Source organism: Aromatoleum sp. (assembly GCF_036675785.1).
Lineage (GTDB): Bacteria > Pseudomonadota > Gammaproteobacteria > Burkholderiales > Rhodocyclaceae > Aromatoleum.
Genome location: NZ_JAKFEF010000061.1, coordinates 67,178 through 84,259 on the forward strand (window position 1 = coordinate 67,178; position 17,082 = coordinate 84,259).

Here is a 17,082-nt window from a genome sequence, read left to right on the forward strand (position 1 = left end):
TGGGAAAGGCCGACTGCCCGCTCTATCGGCGAACCCGCGGGAACAGTCCCGTTCGATGTCGGCGTCCCCACTCGGGGAGCCCGCTTTCGACGTGTTACGGCGAGCGCGCGTCGCGCGTCGGCGTCGCGGATCCGTCCGGTTCTGGGCGCTGCAGCATTTTCGCCAGCCCGCTCATGACCGAGAGATTCGCCTGCTCCATCGTCGCGAGAGCCGTCAGCGCGCCATCGACATTGCCGGCGTAATGCAGCGTCAGCGCGCGGCGCGCGTGTTCATGTACCGCGCGGTGCGGCGTTTCGAGCGCGGCGTAGCCCGGCAGGCGCGAGAACAGCGATTTGCCTTCGCCGTCGTAATACCAGAGCCCGAGGCGGCATACGGTCTCGTCGGGAATCTGCTCGGGGCGCAGGTCGGACAGGCCCAGAAAGACCTTGTAGATCTCGAGCTTGAGGATCAGCTCGTCGATATTCGCGAGCTCGACATCCGCGAGCAGTGCCGACGACGCGACCGCGGACTCCATCTGCTGCGACAGCCCGCGCAGGTGCGCCATACTGCGCATCGCCTCTTCGCTGTCGCCGGAAAAGCTCGCCGCATCGGTCGCGCCGCGCTGCATCACGGTGCGCGCGGCGGCGGTCTCGGACTGGATCGTCGCCACGAGCGACGTGATGTCGGAGGTCGCGGTGCTGGTCCGCTCGGCCAGTTTCCGCACTTCGTCGGCGACGACCGCGAAGCCGCGGCCCGCCTCGCCGGCGCGCGCGGCCTCGATCGCGGCGTTGAGCGCGAGGAGGTTGGTCTGGTCGGCGACTTCCTTGATCAGCTGGACGATGCCGCCGATTTCGGAAGCGCGGTTGTGCAACTCGTCGACGCGCTGCGACGCGTCGCTGATCGTGCCGAACATCCGCTTCAGATTGTCGGCGATCCGCTCGAACGCGAGGCGATTCACGTCGGACTGCACGGCGGCGTCCGCAGCGGAGCGCTTTTCGTCGTTCAACGTCGTCGTGAGGCCGAGAAACGACTGCTGCACGCCGGTGAGCGACTCGCCGAAGCTGCCGAGGTTGCGGAACACGCCGGCCAGTGCGTCGCGTTCGCGGTGGGCCGCGGCGATCTCGTCGCTCAGCGCGGAGCGTTCCGCCTCGAGCGCGGCGATCCGCGCGTGCAGCGCGCTGTTCTCGTCGGCGAGCGCCGCGAGTTGCATGTCGGTGGCAAGCACGGTTTTCTTTTGGCGGACAACGAACATTGTCTTCTCACGTGACGCTCGATCGATAGCTGAGCAGTTTAGTCGGTCATTACGGCAACAACTTGATACGGATTAAGCGCGGGGCGGCGAAGGGTCGGTCATCCGTTGTGGGCGCGGATCCAGTCCACGAGTTCGCGCTGTGGCATCGCCCGCGCGAAATGGAACCCCTGCACGTAATCGCAGCCCATCCGCCGCAACGCGTCGACCGTGCGCGGGTCCTCGACCCCTTCGGCGACGACGCTCATGCCGAAGCCGCGCGCGAGCGCCAGCACGGCGGTGACGATCGCGCGGTCGCGCTCCGAGTCGACCATGTCGCGGATGAACAACTGGTCGATCTTCAGCTCGCTGACCGGCAGGTCGCGCAAGTAGCCGAGCGATGAGAAGCCGGTGCCGAAGTCGTCGAGCGCGACGCTGCAGCCGCCGTGGCGCAGTTGCTCGATGATGCCGGCGGCCCGTTCGCGATCGCCGATCAGCGCGCCTTCGGTGACTTCGAGGCAGAGTTTCTGCGCCGGCACCCGCCACGCGGCGAGAGTCTGGAAGACCAGCGGCGGCAGGTCCTCGTCGTGCAGGTCGGCAGCGACGAGATTTAGCGCGACGCGGAGGTCGATTCCCCCCGCCGTCAGTTCGCCGATGATGCGCACGACCTGCGTGATCAGCCAGCGCGTGAGTGCCGGCATCAGGCCGAGGCGGCCGCCGATGTCGACGATTTGCTGCGGCGGCACCCATTCGTCCTCGCTGCGCCGCCAGCGCAACAGCGCTTCGGCGCTAACGCATCGGCCGGTCGCGAGCGAGACCTGCGGCTGGAGCCAGATTTCGAACGGCGGGCGGTCGACGGAGCGCGCGATGTCGCGTTCGAGCGCGCGCTCGTACTCCATCGCCGGGACCATTTCGGGCCGGAAAGTCGCGACTTCGAGGTCGTTGCGCAGCGCGCTGTGCAGCGCGGCGCGCGCGGCGTGTTCGAGGCCCTCCGCGTCGGTGCCGTCCACCGGCGCGTGCGCGCAGCCCGCGTGAAGCCGCACGCGCAGCTGCGGAAACGCGCTGTCGATCAGGCGCTGGCAGACGTCGATCAGGCGGCGCGCCGCGAGCAGGATCTGCGCGGCGCTGCGCAGCGCCGGTATCAGCAGCGCCCACTCGTGTCCGCCGATCGCCGACAGCACATCGCCCGGCCGCAGGATGCCGCCCATGCCGCTGCCGAGCATCTGGCCGAGCCGCTCGCGTTGCGCAGTCAGCAGGTGCTGGTCGCTCGAGCCCCAGTCGAGGTGCAGCAGCAGCAGGCCGACGCCGTCTTGCCCGGTGTGTCGGAGTGCCTGTTGGAGGAGGGCGTCGAAGTGCTGTCGCGTCGGCAGGCCGGTCGCCGGGTCGACGCCTTCGCGGCTTTCACGGTGTGGCGAGCGCTCTTCGAGGGTCGTCCCCGACAGCCGCGCCGACGCGGCCTGGACGAGTTTCTCGATCGCCGAGAGGATGTCCCACTCCGCCCGTCCGCCGGGCCACTCGCCGTCGGCGAGCGTGTTGCGTGCCGTTTCGGTCAGCGCCGACAACGCGCGCGTCGGCAGCATCGCCCCGGCGCCGGTGCGAAGACAGTCGGCCCATGCGCCTGCCAGCGTGTCGAGCCAGCCCGCTTCGGTCCACTGCAGGCGCTCGAGCAGGACGCCGAAGAACTTTGCCTCCGCGAAGGTGGGTGCGGCTGGTGCCGGCAGACGTACGTCGAGCGCGCACGCGAATGCACGCTCGAACGCGGGGGTCGGGACGGCGAGCGCAAACGCGCGCAGCGCGGCCCGGTCCGCGTCGTCGAGTCCGACCGCGGCAAGCGCTTCGGCACTGCTCGTCGTCGTCACAGTCCGCGTCTCAGGATAGGTAGAACTCGGCCGGATCGATGCCGTAGGCGCCCGCCGCCAAGGCCCTGACGACCGAGTATGGTTGGCCGTCCGGAGTGGCCGGCGCGTAAAGCAGGTCGAGCGTCGACGGATAGCGGTTGGGTGTCTTGTCGGGCGCGAGCAGCACCAGCACGCGCGGCAGTAGCCGGCGCACCCGGTTCTGCGAGATCACCGCCCCCACTTCGCCGGAATTGAGCTCGACGAGCGTGCCGGCGGGGTACAGCCCGACGCACTGGATGAAACCATCGACGACTGCTGCGGAAAACTTCACGCCGCGCAGCTTCACGAGGCTTTCAAGCGACCGTTGCGTGCTCAGCGCTTCCCCGTAAGGGCGTGCCCGCGTCATCGCGCAGAAGCTGTCGACGATGCCCGCCATCTCCGCGTGCAGCCCGATTTCGTTGCCCCGCAGCCCGTGCGGGTAGCCCGAGCCGTCGATGCGTTCGTGATGCCGCGCGACGACATCGACGACGCCCGGAATGTCGTGCGCGCTGTCGGCGATGATCTGCTTCGAGAACTCGACGTGGGTCTTCGCGATTTCCATCTCCAGCCGCGTGAGCGGGCCTTCCTTCTTCAGCACGCGTTCCGGCAGCCGGATCTTGCCGATGTCCTGCATCAGGCCGACGACTCCGAGCGCGGTCACTCCTTCCTCGGCGAAGCCGAGGCTGCGCGCGAACAGCATCAGGTGGACGGTGACGTCGAGCGCGTGGTGATAGCTGCTGCTGTCGTAGCGCTTGAGCCGCAGCAGCCATAGCAGCGCGTCGGGGTTGCGGCGGATGCTGCGCATCATCTCCTCGACGCTGCCGACGACCGCGCGCAGATCGGGTTTGCGACTGCCGCGCACGTCGGCGACGACGAGGTCGAACGCGCTGACCGTGTCTTCGAACGAGGCCGCCGCGCGAATCAGCTCCTGCTCGACCGGGCAGGGTTCGCCGTCGGGCGGCGCGCTGCCGGCGAGCCGCTTCGACGTCTCGGGGTCGATCCGGCCCTTGCGCACGAGGTCGAGGATTTCGAGGAAACCCGGTTGCGATTTTCCGCTGCCGGCAGGTTGCACGGCAGGCGCCGGGCGAGCGCTCCTGCCGACCTGGGACGCGACGTCTTCGCCGGCCGTGGCGCGGAAATGTTCTCCGAGCGAGCGGCTGCGGTCGACATAGATGAAGCGGCACAGCGACTTCAGCTGCGCGAGCGTCGCCTCGTCGTCGATGACGAAGCCTTGCAGCAGAAAGGGCGTGTCGGCCCAGGGCCGGTCGAGGTCGGCGACGAACATGCCGATGCGGGCATCGTCGACGGCGAGAAGTTCCGTGCGCGTCTTCGTCATTGCGTGCCCGCGCGCGCACCGGCGCTCCGCCACCGGGTCGAGGTGAGTCGGAAAAAATCTGCAGGGATACGCAAGCGTTCCATTCTCTCAGGGGGCGTGAAGCTCGCCACAAGCCGGGCGCCGCCGTGCACGGGCAGGCCGGGCGATTCTGTTGGCACCAAACTAAGGACAGAGTCGCCATTTTGCCATGCAAAGAAGCTGCAGGCAGGCTCCGTGTCGTCACGGCGGGGAAGGGTCGGGGCGGCGCGTGGTCCGGTGCGGCGGCTCTCCGCGTCGCCGCGGGGAGCCGGGGAGCGCCGTCGGAGGCGGGATCGTCGGCTAGGCTGTGCGGGCCGCCACGGAAAACCACTGCTGCGCGAACGCGCTCGCGGCTTGCGGCTTGCCGAACAGGTAGCCCTGAAGGACGTCGGATTCCAGCGTCGCGAGGAAGCGGGACTGCGCTTCGGTCTCGACCCCCTCGGCGACGACGCGCAGGCCGAGCGCGTGTGCCATGCGGATGGCGGCGACGACCAGTGCGCAGTCCTCGGCGTCGTCCGAAATGTCGCGCACGAAGCTGCGGTCGATCTTGATCGTGTGGAACGGAAACGCACGCAGGTAGCTCAGCGACGAGTAGCCGGTGCCGAAATCGTCGAGCGCGACCGTCACGCCGAGCGATTCGAGCGCGACCATCGCGTCGCGCACTTCGGACGGGTTGCGGATCAGCAGGCCTTCGGTGACTTCGATCTCGAGCTGGCCGCGCGGGATCGAATATTTCTCGACGCATTCGCGCACCGCCTGCACGAGGCCGCTGCCGGAGAACTGGCGCGGGGAGACGTTGACCGCGATGACGAAGTCGCCGCCGTGCGCTGCACGCCAATACGCCGCCTGCCGGCACGCTTCGTCGAGCACCCAGTTGCCGATGCTGACGATGAGCCCGCTTTGCTCGGCGAGCGGGATGAAGCAGTCGGGTGACACCCGCCCGAGCACCGGGTGATGCCAGCGCAACAGCGCTTCCGCGCCGACGAGCTTGCCGCTCTTGGCCGCGACGAGCGGCTGGAAATGCAGCTCGAGCTCGCCGCGTTCGAGCGCGCCGCGCAACTGGCGTTCCATCTCGAGACGGGCGACCGAATCGTCGTGGATCTTCTGGTTGAAGAAGCGGTAAGTGTTGCGCCCCGCTTCCTTGGCTTCGTACATCGCCATGTCGGCGTTGCGCAGCAGCACCGGCGGGTCTGCGCCGTCGTCCGGGTACAGCGACACGCCGATGCTCGGCGACGCGCCGAACTCGCGGCCGTCGATGCGGAACACCGGCGAGAACGCTTCGATGATCTTGCCGGCCGCGGTCTGCGCGTCGATCGCGGACTTCACGCCGCCGAGGATGACGAGGAACTCGTCGCCGCCGAGCCGCGCGACGGTGTCCTCCTGGCGGACGACCTCGCGAAGGCGGTCCGCGGCCTGGCACAGCAACTCGTCGCCGGCGACGTGGCCGAGCGTGTCGTTGATCTGCTTGAAGTTGTCGAGGTCGATGAACAGCACCGCGCACTTGCTGCCCCGGCGATCGGCGTGGCTCGCGGCCTGCCGCAGCCGGTCGAACGCGAGCGCGCGGTTCGGCAGCCCGGTGAGCGTGTCGTAATACGCCTGGTAGGCGACCTTTTCCTCCTGCTGCCGCCGCTGCGACACGTCCTCGCGCATCAGCAGCAGGTGCGCCGGCAGCCCGTGCTCGTTGCGCACGGTGACGAGACGCAGATGCTCCCAGTAGTCGCTGCCGTCCGGCCGCTGCCTGAGCCATTCGCCTTCCCAGTCCCGGCCGGCGACGAGCGCCGCCTGCAGCGCCGCCTCGGCCGAGCCGCTGCGCTCGTCACCCCGCGGGGCGGGGATCTCGCCGGTCAGCAGCGTTTCGGCGGGGCGGCCGGTGACGCGGACATAGGCGGGGTTCGTGTACTCGACGCGGCGTTCCATCGTTGCGATCAGGACGCCGATCGGATTCTGCTCGACCGCCTGCGACAGCATCCACAGCCGCGCGTTCGCCGCGGCGAGCGCCGTCGTGCGCGCGACGACGCGGTCCTCGAGTTCTTCCCGCGCAGCGCGCAGGCTGCGCTCGCGTTCGAGGACCCGGTTCTGCATCACGTTGAACGCGACCGCGAGGTCGGCGATCTCGTCGCCGTCCGAGGCGTCGATCGGATCGCTGTCCTGCCCCGCGGCGAGACGCGCCGCGGCATGGCGCAGCCGGCCGATGCGGCGCGACAGCGAGCGGGCGAAGATCAGCAGACCGCAGGCCAGCCCGACGAAGCCGCCGAACGAGAGCATCAGAAAGAAGCGCTGTTCTCGCTGCTGTTCGTGTTGCGCTTGACGATAGGCGTCCTCGGCGGCGCTCTCGGTCGCACTGACCAGATCGCGCAGGATCGCGGAGATCGCCGCGTGCGGCCCGCGCGAGCGCCGGTTCGTGATCTCCTCGGCCGCGTGCAGGTCCATGTCGCGCGCGCGGCGGATGACATCGCGCAGCTCGTTGCGGTAGTGCTGCCAGTGCTCGGCGAGACGGTGCGCTTCGTGCGGCCGCGTCTTCGCGAGCAACACGAGGAAAGGCTCCATCTCCGCCGCCACCGCGCGGATTTCGCTTTCCAGGCGTTCGAGGTGCTGCGGCAGCGCGAAGAAGTCCCGCACCTGCGGCAGCTCGAGTTCGTGCGTGCGCAGGTCGTTGGTGCGGGTCTGCAAGCGGTGCGTCGCCGCGAGCGGCCGGACTTGCTGAATCACCGCGTTTTCGAGCCGTCGCTCGGCGTCGTGCAGCGCGCGGTTGCCGAACATCAGAATCGTCACGACGAGCACGCCGCCGAGCGCGAACATCGCCGACAGGCGAACGAGCAGCGACGGGCGGAAGCGCTTGCCGGTGAAGAGCGGACGAATGCCGGACAGCGCGCGTCTCATCGTCCGCCTCCGGCGCGCAATGCCTGACGCTCGCGGACCTGGGCCGAACGGCCGATCCGCTTCGTGATCGCTTCCCAGTCGCTGGTCGTCCGTTTCATCGCTTCGGCGGCGCCGATTTCGCCGCGCGCCGCCGCCGTCAGGTGGTGGTCGAGCGCCGCGAGATACTCGCTGTCGCCGTGCAAGCCGGTGCCGGGCGGCCAGGCGGTCGGCCACGCGTCGGCGAAGACGGCGAGCGCTTCGGGCGTGTACGCGGCGCGGATGCGTTCGTCGCGCAGATGACTCCAACGGTACGGGTCGGCGAAGCCGCCGCTGATGCCGACCGAGCGCAGCGAGATGTCCGGATCGGTGAGCCACATCGCGTAGAGAAAGGCGAGTACGGGATGCGGCGCCGACGCGGGGATCACGAGGTTGTTGCCGTAGATGATCGTGTTCCGACGCACGAGCTTGCCGTCATGCAGGTCGCCCGGCACGGGTGCCGCGACGAAACGGCCGCGCACCGCGGAATGCTCGTCGTTGAAGACGCGCGCCGCGGCGACGGTCGACACGATCGCGAAGGCCTTTCCCTGCGCGAACAGCGGCAGCATGTAGTTGTAACCCTTGCCCGGGTCGGTGATCCCCGGCGGCGAGTATCGGACGGCCGCGACATAACTTTCGGTCGCCGCGATCGCGGCCGGCGACTCAAGCTGCGGGCGCATCGCGCTGTCGAAAAGCTCCGGCGACCCGGCGGTGGCGGTCAGGAAGCGCAGGCTCCAGTACATCCACGCACCTTCCTCGTCGCGCTCCTCGGCGGTGCCGTACAGCTCTTGTGCGGGACGGTGGAAGAACTGTTGCAGCGCCTCGTATTCGCGCCACGTGCGCGGCGCTTCGAGCGCCCGGCCGTGGGCTTTTCGGAATGCCTCCTGTTCGCGCGGATCGTCGAGCAGGTCGCGGCGCAGGTACAGCACCGCGACGTCGCCGTCGGCCGGAACGGCGACGATCCGGTCGCCGAGCCGGGCCTGGAGGTCGGGGCGGATATGGCCGTCCGCGGCATTGTTGTCGAGCTGGAAGCCGAACTTCGCGTACAGCGGCGTGAGGTCGTTGATCAGCCCGTCGGCGAACAGGTCCGGGTACTCGTGGTTGCGGGCGACGGTAAGGTCGACCGGCTCCGACGACTTCAGCGTCTGCCGCGTCGCCTGCTGCGGCACGATATGGGCACCGAGGACGATGCCGGTGCGGCTTTCCCACTCCTTCTGCAGCGCGAGATCGCGGCCGAGGAACGCGTCGATGTTGCCCTGCTTGAAACCGAGCCGCAGCGTCGTGCCGGCGGGCACGGCTCCCGACGCGACGAGTTGTCGTACCGCCGCGACCGCGCGATCCGCCTGGGCGCCCGCCGAGGCGGGCGGGGCGACGAAAGCCGCGACGAGCAATGCGAGCAGACCCAGCGAGCGAGTGACGTGAAAGGGCATCGAGCGATATAACCTTCTGCGTAGCGCGGCATTGTCACACAAAGTTACATGCGCGGCTGCGGCAAAACGCTTCCGTCGGCTCACGTCGAAGCGGGCCGCCGGGGCGGCGAATCCGGCGCGCCGAGCAGCACGACGTGCACCGCCCACGTCGAGTGACTCAGCCCTCCGCGTAGGCGACGGTCGTCAGCAATGCGAGCGCTGCCTGGCGCGAATCGAGCCGCGGGTGTTGGACGACGATCGGCTCGTCGGACTCGAAGACGCTCGCATAGTCGGTGTCGCGCGGAATCGGCTGCGGGTCGGCGAGGTCGTTGAAGCGCAGGTGCAGCGTGCGCCGGGCAGGGACGGTGACGCGGTACGGCCCGACCGGAGCGCGATCGGCGTAGAAGATCGTGATCGCGACGTGCGCCTCGCGCTCGCCCGCATTCAGCATGCAGGCCGTCTCGTGGCTTTCCAGCCGTCGGCTCGCGGCATCGCGACTCCGGAATGTAGCCTCCCGCAATCGCCCATCGCGTCCTGCCTATCGCTTTCATGTCGGGGGTCCTCATCGGCGATCTGCGGTTCGGGCACCGCGATCACACCTAGGCGAAGCGGCGATCGCGCGGAGGGTAGCGGCGGCGATTACGTAAAGGGCGGGGCGTGAAGGGAAGCGCCTGAAGGGCGGCGGCGATCGGAATGAAGGGCGGCGGTTGGGGCTCACGCCGCGCGGACGCGCGGAGGACGCAACCGTGCGCAGCGCGCTTTGTATTTCCGACACTGCGGCTGTAAATCTTCCCGCCTGCGTGTACCACCCGCTAAGGCTTGTTCGTCAGTCCGCCCGGATCGCGGGTGATCTTGTCCGGCTGGATGTCGTTCGCCTCGCGGCTGCTGTCGTCGCGGCCCGCGCCGCGGCGCTCGCCGGTTCCCGACGCGGCGCTGTCGCTGTCGCCGTCGAGGTTCGAGTCGCCGTGGTCGGGTCCTGCGCCGCGGCCGAGATCCATGTCGGAGGTCGTCCCGCTGTCGTTGCCGAGACCCGCGTCGTCGGAGAGGCCGCCGGCGGCGGCGATGTCGCTCCCGCTGTCCGAACTGTCGCTCGGCCCGAGGTCGGCCGTGCTGTGGCCGGGTGGGACGACCGGTATTTCGTCGCCGCCGAGGATGTTGCTCTTCGCCATGTTCCATCTTCGTCCGATTGAACCGTCGGTGCAGCATCAACCGTTCCAGGCGCTGCGCGGGTGGCGAATCGCGGAACCGCGGGGAACATATCCTGCTCCGTCGCGCTGCTCCTCCCGGCACGGAGAACACCATGGCTCGATCCCGTCTGCTGGTCACCCTGCTCGCGCTCGGCGCGTCCTCAGCCGCGTCGGCAATCACGATCACCTTCGATGATTTCTCATCGACCGAAGGACTGCAGCTCAACGGCGCGGCAGCGACCGCGACGGACGCCGCGGGACGGTCGGTCCTGCGCGTCGCCCCGGCAGTGCGAAACCAGGCGGCATCGGTGTTCAGCACGTCGCCGATCACGCTCGCGGACGCGGCGTCGTTCAGTACGAAGTTCCAGTTCAACTTCAACAACCAGATCAATGGCGGCGCCGACGGGCTGGTGTTCGTCGTGCAGACGGTGTCGAACACCGCCGGCGGCAGCGGAGTCGGAATCGGCTATGCGGGGCTCGGAAACAGCGTCGGCGTCGAGTTCGACAACTGGAACAACCCGAGCGTCGACGGCGCCAGCGCGAACCACGTCGGCATCGACCTCGACGGCAGCGTCAACTCGGTCGCGCGCAACGACGACTTGCCGGTCGCACTCGACGGCGGCGGCGACCTGTTCGCGTGGGTCGACTACAACGGCGTGACCGATCTGCTCGAAGTACGGCTCGACGACGTCGACGTCCGCCCGGCGGCGTCGCTGCTGTCGTTTACGACCGACCTCGTCGGCGTCCTCGGCAGCCCGAACGCATTCGTCGGCTTTACCTCCGCGACCGGGTCGGCGGCCGCGAACCACGACGTCATCGCGTGGGAGTTCCGCGACATCTTCGCGCCGGTCGATCAGCCGGGCGACGTGCCCGAGCCGATGTCGCTGCTGCTCGTCGCGATCGGTCTCGTCGGCCTCGGCGCGATGACGCGCCGCCGTCCCTGAGCCGAGGCGCGCGGACGTACCGCTACCGCTCGCGCCCGCGGCGCGACTCGTGTTGCAGCAGAAGGCCTGCGCTGCAGGTTTCGTTTCTCGCGGCGTTTGCGGCGCGCCGCGGTGGCCCGCCCGCCGGGACGCCGGAAGCCGCCGGCGGCCTGGCGCCGCAAATCTCGTTTTCCCGCTCTTGAATTCGGAAGGGGCCGTCCCTATTATTAGCACTCGTTGGCAGTGAGTGCTAACGGCCGGGGGGCAAGTTCTCCCGCCACACTGAAATTCGATGCGGGCTCTGCCCGCGCACACGTTGAATTCGAACAAAAGGAGTGACCTCGATGAAAATTCGTCCCTTGCATGATCGCGTGATCGTCAAGCGCCTCGAAGCCGAGCGCAAGACCGCCAGTGGCATCGTCATCCCCGACTCGGCGGGTGAAAAGCCCGACCAGGGCGAAGTGCTCGCCGTCGGCAACGGCAAGATCCTCGACGACGGCAAGGTGCGCCCGATGGCAGTCAAGGTCGGCGACAAGGTGCTGTTCGGCAAGTATGCCGGCCAGACCGTCAAGGTCGAAGGCGACGAACTGCTCGTCATGCGCGAAGAAGACATCATGGGTGTCGTCGAGGCCTGATCGCCCGGCCCGACCCGTCCAACGAATTCAAGGAGCTATAAAGAATGGCAGCCAAAGAAGTCAAATTCGGTGATTCCGCCCGCGACCGCATGGTCGCCGGCGTCAACATCCTCGCGAACGCGGTCAAGGTCACGCTCGGCCCGAAGGGTCGAAACGTCGTGCTCGAGCGCTCGTTCGGCGCCCCGACGGTGACCAAGGACGGCGTGTCCGTCGCGAAGGAAATCGAACTGAAGGACAAGTTCGAGAACATGGGCGCGCAGATGGTCAAGGAAGTCGCGTCGAAGACCTCCGACATCGCCGGTGACGGCACGACGACCGCGACCGTGCTCGCGCAGTCGATCGTCCGCGAAGGCATGAAGTTCGTCGCCGCCGGCATGAACCCGATGGACCTGAAGCGCGGCATCGACAAGGCCGTGATCGCTGTTACCGAAGAGCTGAAGAGCCTGTCGCGTCCGTGCTCGACGAACAAGGAAATCGCCCAGGTCGGCTCGATCTCGGCGAACTCCGACGCCGACATCGGCGACATCATCGCCCGTGCGATGGACAAGGTCGGCAAGGAAGGCGTGATCACCGTCGAGGACGGCAAGTCGCTGCAGAACGAGCTCGATGTCGTCGAAGGCATGCAGTTCGACCGCGGTTACCTGTCGCCGTACTTCATCAACAACCCGGACAAGCAGGTCGCCGTCCTCGAGAACCCGTTCGTCCTGCTGTTCGACAAGAAGATCTCGAACATCCGTGACCTGCTGCCGGTGCTCGAGCAAGTCGCGAAGGCCGGACGTCCGCTGCTGATCATCGCCGAAGACGTCGAAGGCGAAGCGCTCGCGACCCTGGTCGTCAACAACATCCGCGGCATCCTGAAGACCTGCTCCGTGAAGGCGCCGGGCTTCGGCGACCGTCGCAAGGCGATGCTCGAAGACATCGCCGTGCTGACCGGCGGCCAGGTCATCGCCGAAGAAGTCGGCCTGACCCTCGAGAAGGCGACGCTGACCGAGCTCGGCCAGGCCACGCGCATCGAAATCGGCAAGGAAAACACGATCATCATCGACGGCGCCGGCGAAGCCTCGCGCATCGAAGGTCGCGTCAAGCAGATCCGCGCGCAGATCGAGGAAGCGACGTCCGACTACGACCGCGAGAAGCTGCAGGAACGCGTCGCGAAGCTGGCCGGCGGTGTCGCCGTCATCAAGGTCGGCGCTGCGACCGAAGTCGAGATGAAGGAGAAGAAGGCCCGCGTCGAAGATGCGCTGCACGCGACCCGCGCCGCGGTCGAAGAGGGCATCGTCCCGGGCGGCGGCGTTGCGCTGCTGCGTGCCCGCGCGAACCTGGGCGCCCTCAAGGGCGACAACCACGACCAGGACGCCGGCATCAAGATCGTGCTGCGCGCGCTGGAGCAGCCGCTGCGCGAGATCGTTGCGAACGCCGGTGACGAGCCGTCGGTCGTCGTCAATCGCGTCGTCGAAGGTTCGGGCAACTTCGGCTACAACGCCGCGACCGGCGAGTACGGCGATCTGGTCGAGATGGGCGTGCTGGACCCGACCAAGGTCGAGCGCACCGCGCTGCAGAACGCCGCGTCCGTCGCCAGCCTGATGCTGACCACCGACTGCATGGTCGGCGAACTGGCCGAAGAAAAACCGGCCATGGGTGGCATGGGTGGTATGGGCGGTATGGGTGGCATGGGCGGTATGGACATGGGCATGTAATGCCAGTCTAGGCTGTCGCCTCCGGGCCTTGCGGTCCGGAGGCGCAAACGCGAACGGCTCCGCTGCGGCGGGGCCGTTCGCGTTTGTACGCACGAATTCTTTCCGCCGCGCCGCCGGGGGAGCGTGGGATAATCGAATGGGCTTCGGAAAAAGCGGCAGGGAGCGCCGGCTGCGCGAACCGACGCTCCCCGGAATGCCACCTGAAAACGGCGGGCATTCCCTGGGACCGAGTAATAGGAGAACAGCGGGCCGAATCTAACCGCACCTGCTTACGTTCAACTTACATCCTTATTCCCATGCGCATTCTTCTCGCTGAAGACGACCCCGTCATCGCCGATGGCCTCGGCAGGGCTCTGCGCCGCGGCGGCTTTGCGGTCGATCACGTGATGTCGGGAGCCGAGGCGGACACGGCGCTCGCAACCCAGACATACGACCTGCTGATCCTCGACCTCGGCTTGCCGAAACTGCCGGGGATCGAAGTCCTGAAGCGTCTGCGCGCGCGCAAATCGACGGTGCCGGTGCTGATCCTCACCGCACAGGACGGCGTCGAGGAACGGGTGCGCGGACTTGACGCCGGTGCCGACGACTATCTGACGAAGCCGTTCGCGCTGCCCGAGCTCGAAGCCCGCGTGCGGGCGCTGACGCGGCGCGGCACCGGCCAACCGCGATGCATCGAGGTCGGCTGCCTGTCCTATGACCAGGCCGACCGCGTCGTCAAGATCAACGGCCAGGTCGTCGAACTGTCCGCGCGCGAGATCGGTCTGCTCGAAGTCTTCGTCCTGCGCGTCGGGCGCCTCGTCAGCAAGGACCAGCTGGTCGACCACCTGTGCGGCTGGGGCGACGAAGTGTCGAGCAACGCGATCGAAGTCTATATCCACCGCCTGCGCAAGAAGCTCGAAGCCAGCGGCGTGCGCATCGTGACGGTGCGAGGTCTCGGTTACTGCCTCGAAAACCCCGATGCCGAGCAGGCGGCGAAAGCCTGAGAAGACGGCGGCGGGAAATCGCCCGCCGTCGCAGCCGAACTCGCTGTTCGGCGAGATCCTCGACTGGATGCTCGCGCCGCTGCTGTTCCTGTGGCCGATCTCGATCATCGTCACGCACAACGTCGCCGACAACATCGCCAACGAGCCGTACGATCGCGCGATGGCCGACAGCGTGCGCGCGCTCGCCCGGCTCGTTTCGGTCGAGGACGGCCAGGTCGCGGTGCATTTCCCGGCGCCGCCGCGCGCGCTGTTCCGCGCTGACCAGGACGACACCGTCTATTACCAGGTCGCCGATTCGGGTGGCGACGTCGTCACCGGCGACCGCGAGATTTCCCGCGTGCCGCCGCCTCCGGCGCTGATCCCCGAAGAGGTGTTGTATCGCGACGACATCATCCACGGGGAAGAGGTGCGCATCGCCTATCAATTCCTGCGCGCATGGCCCGAGCCGGCGAGTCCGCTCGTGCTCGTGCAGGTCGCCGAGACGCGCAACAAACGCAGCGATCTCGCGTCGCGGGTCGTCACCGGCGTGCTGCTGCCGCAATTCGCGATCATCCCGATCGCGGTCGTGCTGGTGTGGGTCGGCCTGACCCGCGGCATCGCGCCGCTGAAGCGGCTGCAGAGCCTGATCCGGCGCCGGCGCCCGACCGACCTTTCGCCGATCGCCGCCGCAAGCGTGCCCGAAGAAGTGCGCCCGCTGATCGTCGCCTTCAACGACATGATGGCGCGGCTCGAAGAGAACCTGCAGGCGCAGCAGCGCTTCATTGCCGACGCGGCGCACCAGATGCGAACGCCGCTGACCGGGCTCAAGATGCAGACCGACCTCGCGCTGCTCGAATCCGATCCCGCGCAGCTGCGCGAGTCGCTCGCGCGGATCGCGGACAGCACCGACCGCGCCAGCCACCTGATCAACCAGTTGCTGTCGCTCGCGCGCGCCGAAGCGAGCTTCGAAAAGCTGTACGCGGTCGAGCAGGTCGACCTCGAAACGATCGTCCGCGACGTCGCGCTCGAACTGTTCCCGCGCGCGCAGGCGAAGGGCATCGACCTCGGCATCGAGCCCTGCGGCCATCCCCTGCTGATCGAAGGCAACCCAGTGCTGCTGCGCGAGATGATCAAGAATCTGATCGACAACGCGATTAAATACACGCCCGATCACGGGCGCGTGACGGCGCGCACCCGCGTCGCCGGCGCGATCGTGTTCGAGGTCGAGGACACGGGCATCGGCATTCCCGAGGCGGATCGCGAGCGGGTGTTCGAGCGCTTCTACCGCGTGCTCGGCAGCGGCGCCGACGGCTCGGGGCTCGGACTCCCGATCGTCCGCGAGATCGCCGAGCTCCACCGCGCGACCGTGGCGCTGACGCCCAATCCGTCCGGGCACGGCACGCTCGCCCAGGTCCTGTTCCCGCGCGGCCAGCTTCCGACCCTGCCCGCACCGCCGTTCGTCGACTCGTTCCCGGTGACCTGACCCGCCGACGCGTTCGGAAAAGCCGAAGATCGAGCGCCAGACCGACGAATCTCGCGAAGACGTTTGACTGGCGCGCGAATCCCGCTATAATGCGCGCTTTCCCGGCCAGGTAGCTCAGTTGGTAGAGCAGCGGACTGAAAATCCGCGTGTCGGCAGTTCGATTCTGCCCCTGGCCACCATCAGAATTCCCTGCGAAGCCCAGCCCGACATGGCTGGGCTTCGTGCTTTCCGGCGTCCTTTCGGCGAAGGTGGCCGATCGGACCGGTCGCGCGCCGACCGCTTCGTCCGGCGGTGCCGCGTCAGGCTTTCCCGACGGCGGGTTCGACCGCCCGGACGTCGGGCTGCGCGGGCCGTCCGCTTGGCGCTTCCGCTGCAGAGATGCGGTCGACCGCGCGCGCAATCGCGGCGGGCGCGGCGTAATGCAGCATATGCCCCTCGCCCGGCAGCAGGTGCAGCGTGTTGTGCGGCAGCTCCTCGTGAAGCTTCCGCGACTGGTCCTCCTGCCGCACGACGCGGTCCGCCGTGCCGGCGAAGATCTCGACCGGTAACGAGAGCGCGCGGTAGTGCGGCGCGAGGCGTTTGGCGTTGCCGCGCATCAGCCAGCTCTCTTCGGCGGCTGCGCGCAGTTGCCACGGGCGCACGATCATCGATGCGGGCACCGCGGCGCCGAATTCGGGGGCGACCGGCCGCGGGTGGAACATCTGCCGCAGCATCGCGGGCAGGAGCGCGCGCGCGAGGACCGCGGACACGGTGTAGCGCATCGCGTCGCCGATCACCGGCAGCCGCGGCGTAGCGAGCAGCGGTACGTCGAGGCGCAGCGTCGGATAGTAGTAGCCGGAGACGAGCACGAGGCCGCGCACTCCTGCATCCGGCTCGAAGGCGAGCGCCAGCGCGACCTGCGTGCCGAGCGAATGTCCGACGATGACCGCGTCCGCGAGGCCGACGCGCCGCAGCGCGTGCGCGAGCAGCGCGGCCTGGCGTTCGGCGGGCCACGTGCCGGCGCGGCGGGGGCGCTCCGAGTGCCCGAAGCCGGGGCGGTCGAACGCGATCACGCGGTGGCGCGCGGCGAGCCGCTCGAAGAGGCCGCAGCCGATGAAATCGGCGGCGGAGGCGCCATTGCCGTGCAGCAGCACGACCGGCGCGCCCGTTCCCGCTTCGAGGTAGTGGAGCCGCTGGCCGTCGACGTCGACGAAGCGTCCGGTCGGCGGGTGTCGTTTCTCGGCGCGCCGTCCACTCGTCCAAGTCAGCAATGCGGTGCCGGCAAGCGCGGCGGCGATCCACGCCGCGCGCGGGCGGCCGAATGGGTGGTGGTCAAAGCGGTCCATCGCGTCTCTTTCCTCCTCCGGGCCGCGGCGCGGCGACCGGCTCGCGTAGCAAGCCCCGTACCCCGCCGCGTTGCGCGAATCCCTCCCGGTCGCGCGCGCATGAACTGCCCGCAGCGCCGCAAATTGCC

The 17,082-nt window shown here is 68.4% G+C and carries 13 protein-coding genes and 1 tRNA gene; 6 read left to right on the forward strand and 8 right to left on the reverse strand.

Going from position 1 to position 17,082, the window contains the following annotated elements; translation table 11 throughout:
* Positions 1 to 94 precede the first annotated feature (94 nt).
* The 7 genes from V6M37_RS12655 to V6M37_RS12685 all read right to left on the reverse strand — a co-directional run bounded on the left by V6M37_RS12655 (position 95) and on the right by V6M37_RS12685 (position 9,911).
* Positions 95 to 1,204, reverse strand: coding sequence for a methyl-accepting chemotaxis protein (locus V6M37_RS12655; RefSeq protein ID WP_332673790.1), 1,110 nt, complete (start codon positions 1,202 to 1,204; stop codon positions 95 to 97).
* Positions 1,205 to 1,329: 125 nt separating this feature from the next.
* On the reverse strand, positions 1,330 to 3,066 hold the full coding sequence (locus V6M37_RS12660; protein WP_332673793.1) for a putative bifunctional diguanylate cyclase/phosphodiesterase: 1,737 nt from the start codon (positions 3,064 to 3,066) through the stop codon (positions 1,330 to 1,332).
* A gap of 10 nt (positions 3,067 to 3,076) precedes the next feature.
* On the reverse strand, positions 3,077 to 4,420 hold the full coding sequence (locus tag V6M37_RS12665; RefSeq protein WP_332673795.1) for an HD-GYP domain-containing protein: 1,344 nt from the start codon (positions 4,418 to 4,420) through the stop codon (positions 3,077 to 3,079).
* A gap of 318 nt (positions 4,421 to 4,738) precedes the next feature.
* Positions 4,739 to 7,318 carry an EAL domain-containing protein gene (locus tag V6M37_RS12670; RefSeq protein WP_332673797.1) on the reverse strand — a complete coding sequence of 860 codons (2,580 nt, stop codon included), beginning with the start codon at positions 7,316 to 7,318 and terminating at the stop codon, positions 4,739 to 4,741.
* On the reverse strand, positions 7,315 to 8,763 hold the full coding sequence (locus tag V6M37_RS12675; RefSeq protein ID WP_332673799.1) for an ABC transporter substrate-binding protein: 1,449 nt from the start codon (positions 8,761 to 8,763) through the stop codon (positions 7,315 to 7,317). Before V6M37_RS12675 ends, V6M37_RS12670 begins: the two co-directional genes overlap by 4 nt.
* Positions 8,764 to 8,920: 157 nt before the next feature.
* Positions 8,921 to 9,193 (reverse strand): sensory rhodopsin transducer, encoded by a 273-nt coding sequence (locus V6M37_RS12680; RefSeq protein WP_332673800.1) that lies wholly within the window; start codon positions 9,191 to 9,193, stop codon positions 8,921 to 8,923.
* A 361-nt stretch (positions 9,194 to 9,554) separates the two neighbouring features.
* Positions 9,555 to 9,911: a hypothetical protein gene (locus V6M37_RS12685; protein ID WP_332673802.1), complete on the reverse strand. Its 357-nt coding sequence runs from the start codon at positions 9,909 to 9,911 to the stop codon at positions 9,555 to 9,557.
* A gap of 131 nt (positions 9,912 to 10,042) precedes the next feature.
* On the opposite strand from V6M37_RS12685, the gene V6M37_RS12690 reads away from it, so the two are divergent.
* From V6M37_RS12690 to V6M37_RS12715, 6 genes are all read left to right on the forward strand, one after another.
* Positions 10,043 to 10,873: a lectin-like domain-containing protein gene (locus V6M37_RS12690; protein ID WP_332673804.1), complete on the forward strand. Its 831-nt coding sequence runs from the start codon at positions 10,043 to 10,045 to the stop codon at positions 10,871 to 10,873.
* 323 nt (positions 10,874 to 11,196) lie between these two features.
* A complete protein-coding gene (gene groES / locus V6M37_RS12695) occupies positions 11,197 to 11,487 on the forward strand; it encodes a co-chaperone GroES (protein WP_004311482.1) in 291 nt (96 codons plus the stop codon).
* A 44-nt stretch (positions 11,488 to 11,531) separates the two neighbouring features.
* Positions 11,532 to 13,184 (forward strand): chaperonin GroEL, encoded by a 1,653-nt coding sequence (gene groL / locus V6M37_RS12700; protein WP_332673806.1) that lies wholly within the window; start codon positions 11,532 to 11,534, stop codon positions 13,182 to 13,184.
* A 296-nt stretch (positions 13,185 to 13,480) separates the two neighbouring features.
* Entirely contained in the window at positions 13,481 to 14,167 is a 687-nt protein-coding gene (locus V6M37_RS12705; RefSeq protein WP_332673808.1) for a response regulator transcription factor, read from the forward strand.
* Complete coding sequence (locus V6M37_RS12710) at positions 14,142 to 15,629, forward strand: sensor histidine kinase (RefSeq protein WP_332673810.1); 1,488 nt, start codon at positions 14,142 to 14,144, stop codon at positions 15,627 to 15,629. The genes V6M37_RS12705 and V6M37_RS12710 overlap by 26 nt, the downstream gene beginning before the upstream one ends.
* 103 nt (positions 15,630 to 15,732) lie before the next feature.
* Positions 15,733 to 15,808: transfer RNA gene (locus V6M37_RS12715), tRNA-Phe, on the forward strand.
* A gap of 120 nt (positions 15,809 to 15,928) precedes the next feature.
* On the opposite strand, the gene V6M37_RS12720 is transcribed toward V6M37_RS12715, so the two are convergent.
* Complete coding sequence (locus tag V6M37_RS12720) at positions 15,929 to 16,954, reverse strand: alpha/beta fold hydrolase (RefSeq protein ID WP_332673812.1); 1,026 nt, start codon at positions 16,952 to 16,954, stop codon at positions 15,929 to 15,931.
* Between the last annotated feature and the right edge of the window lie 128 nt (positions 16,955 to 17,082).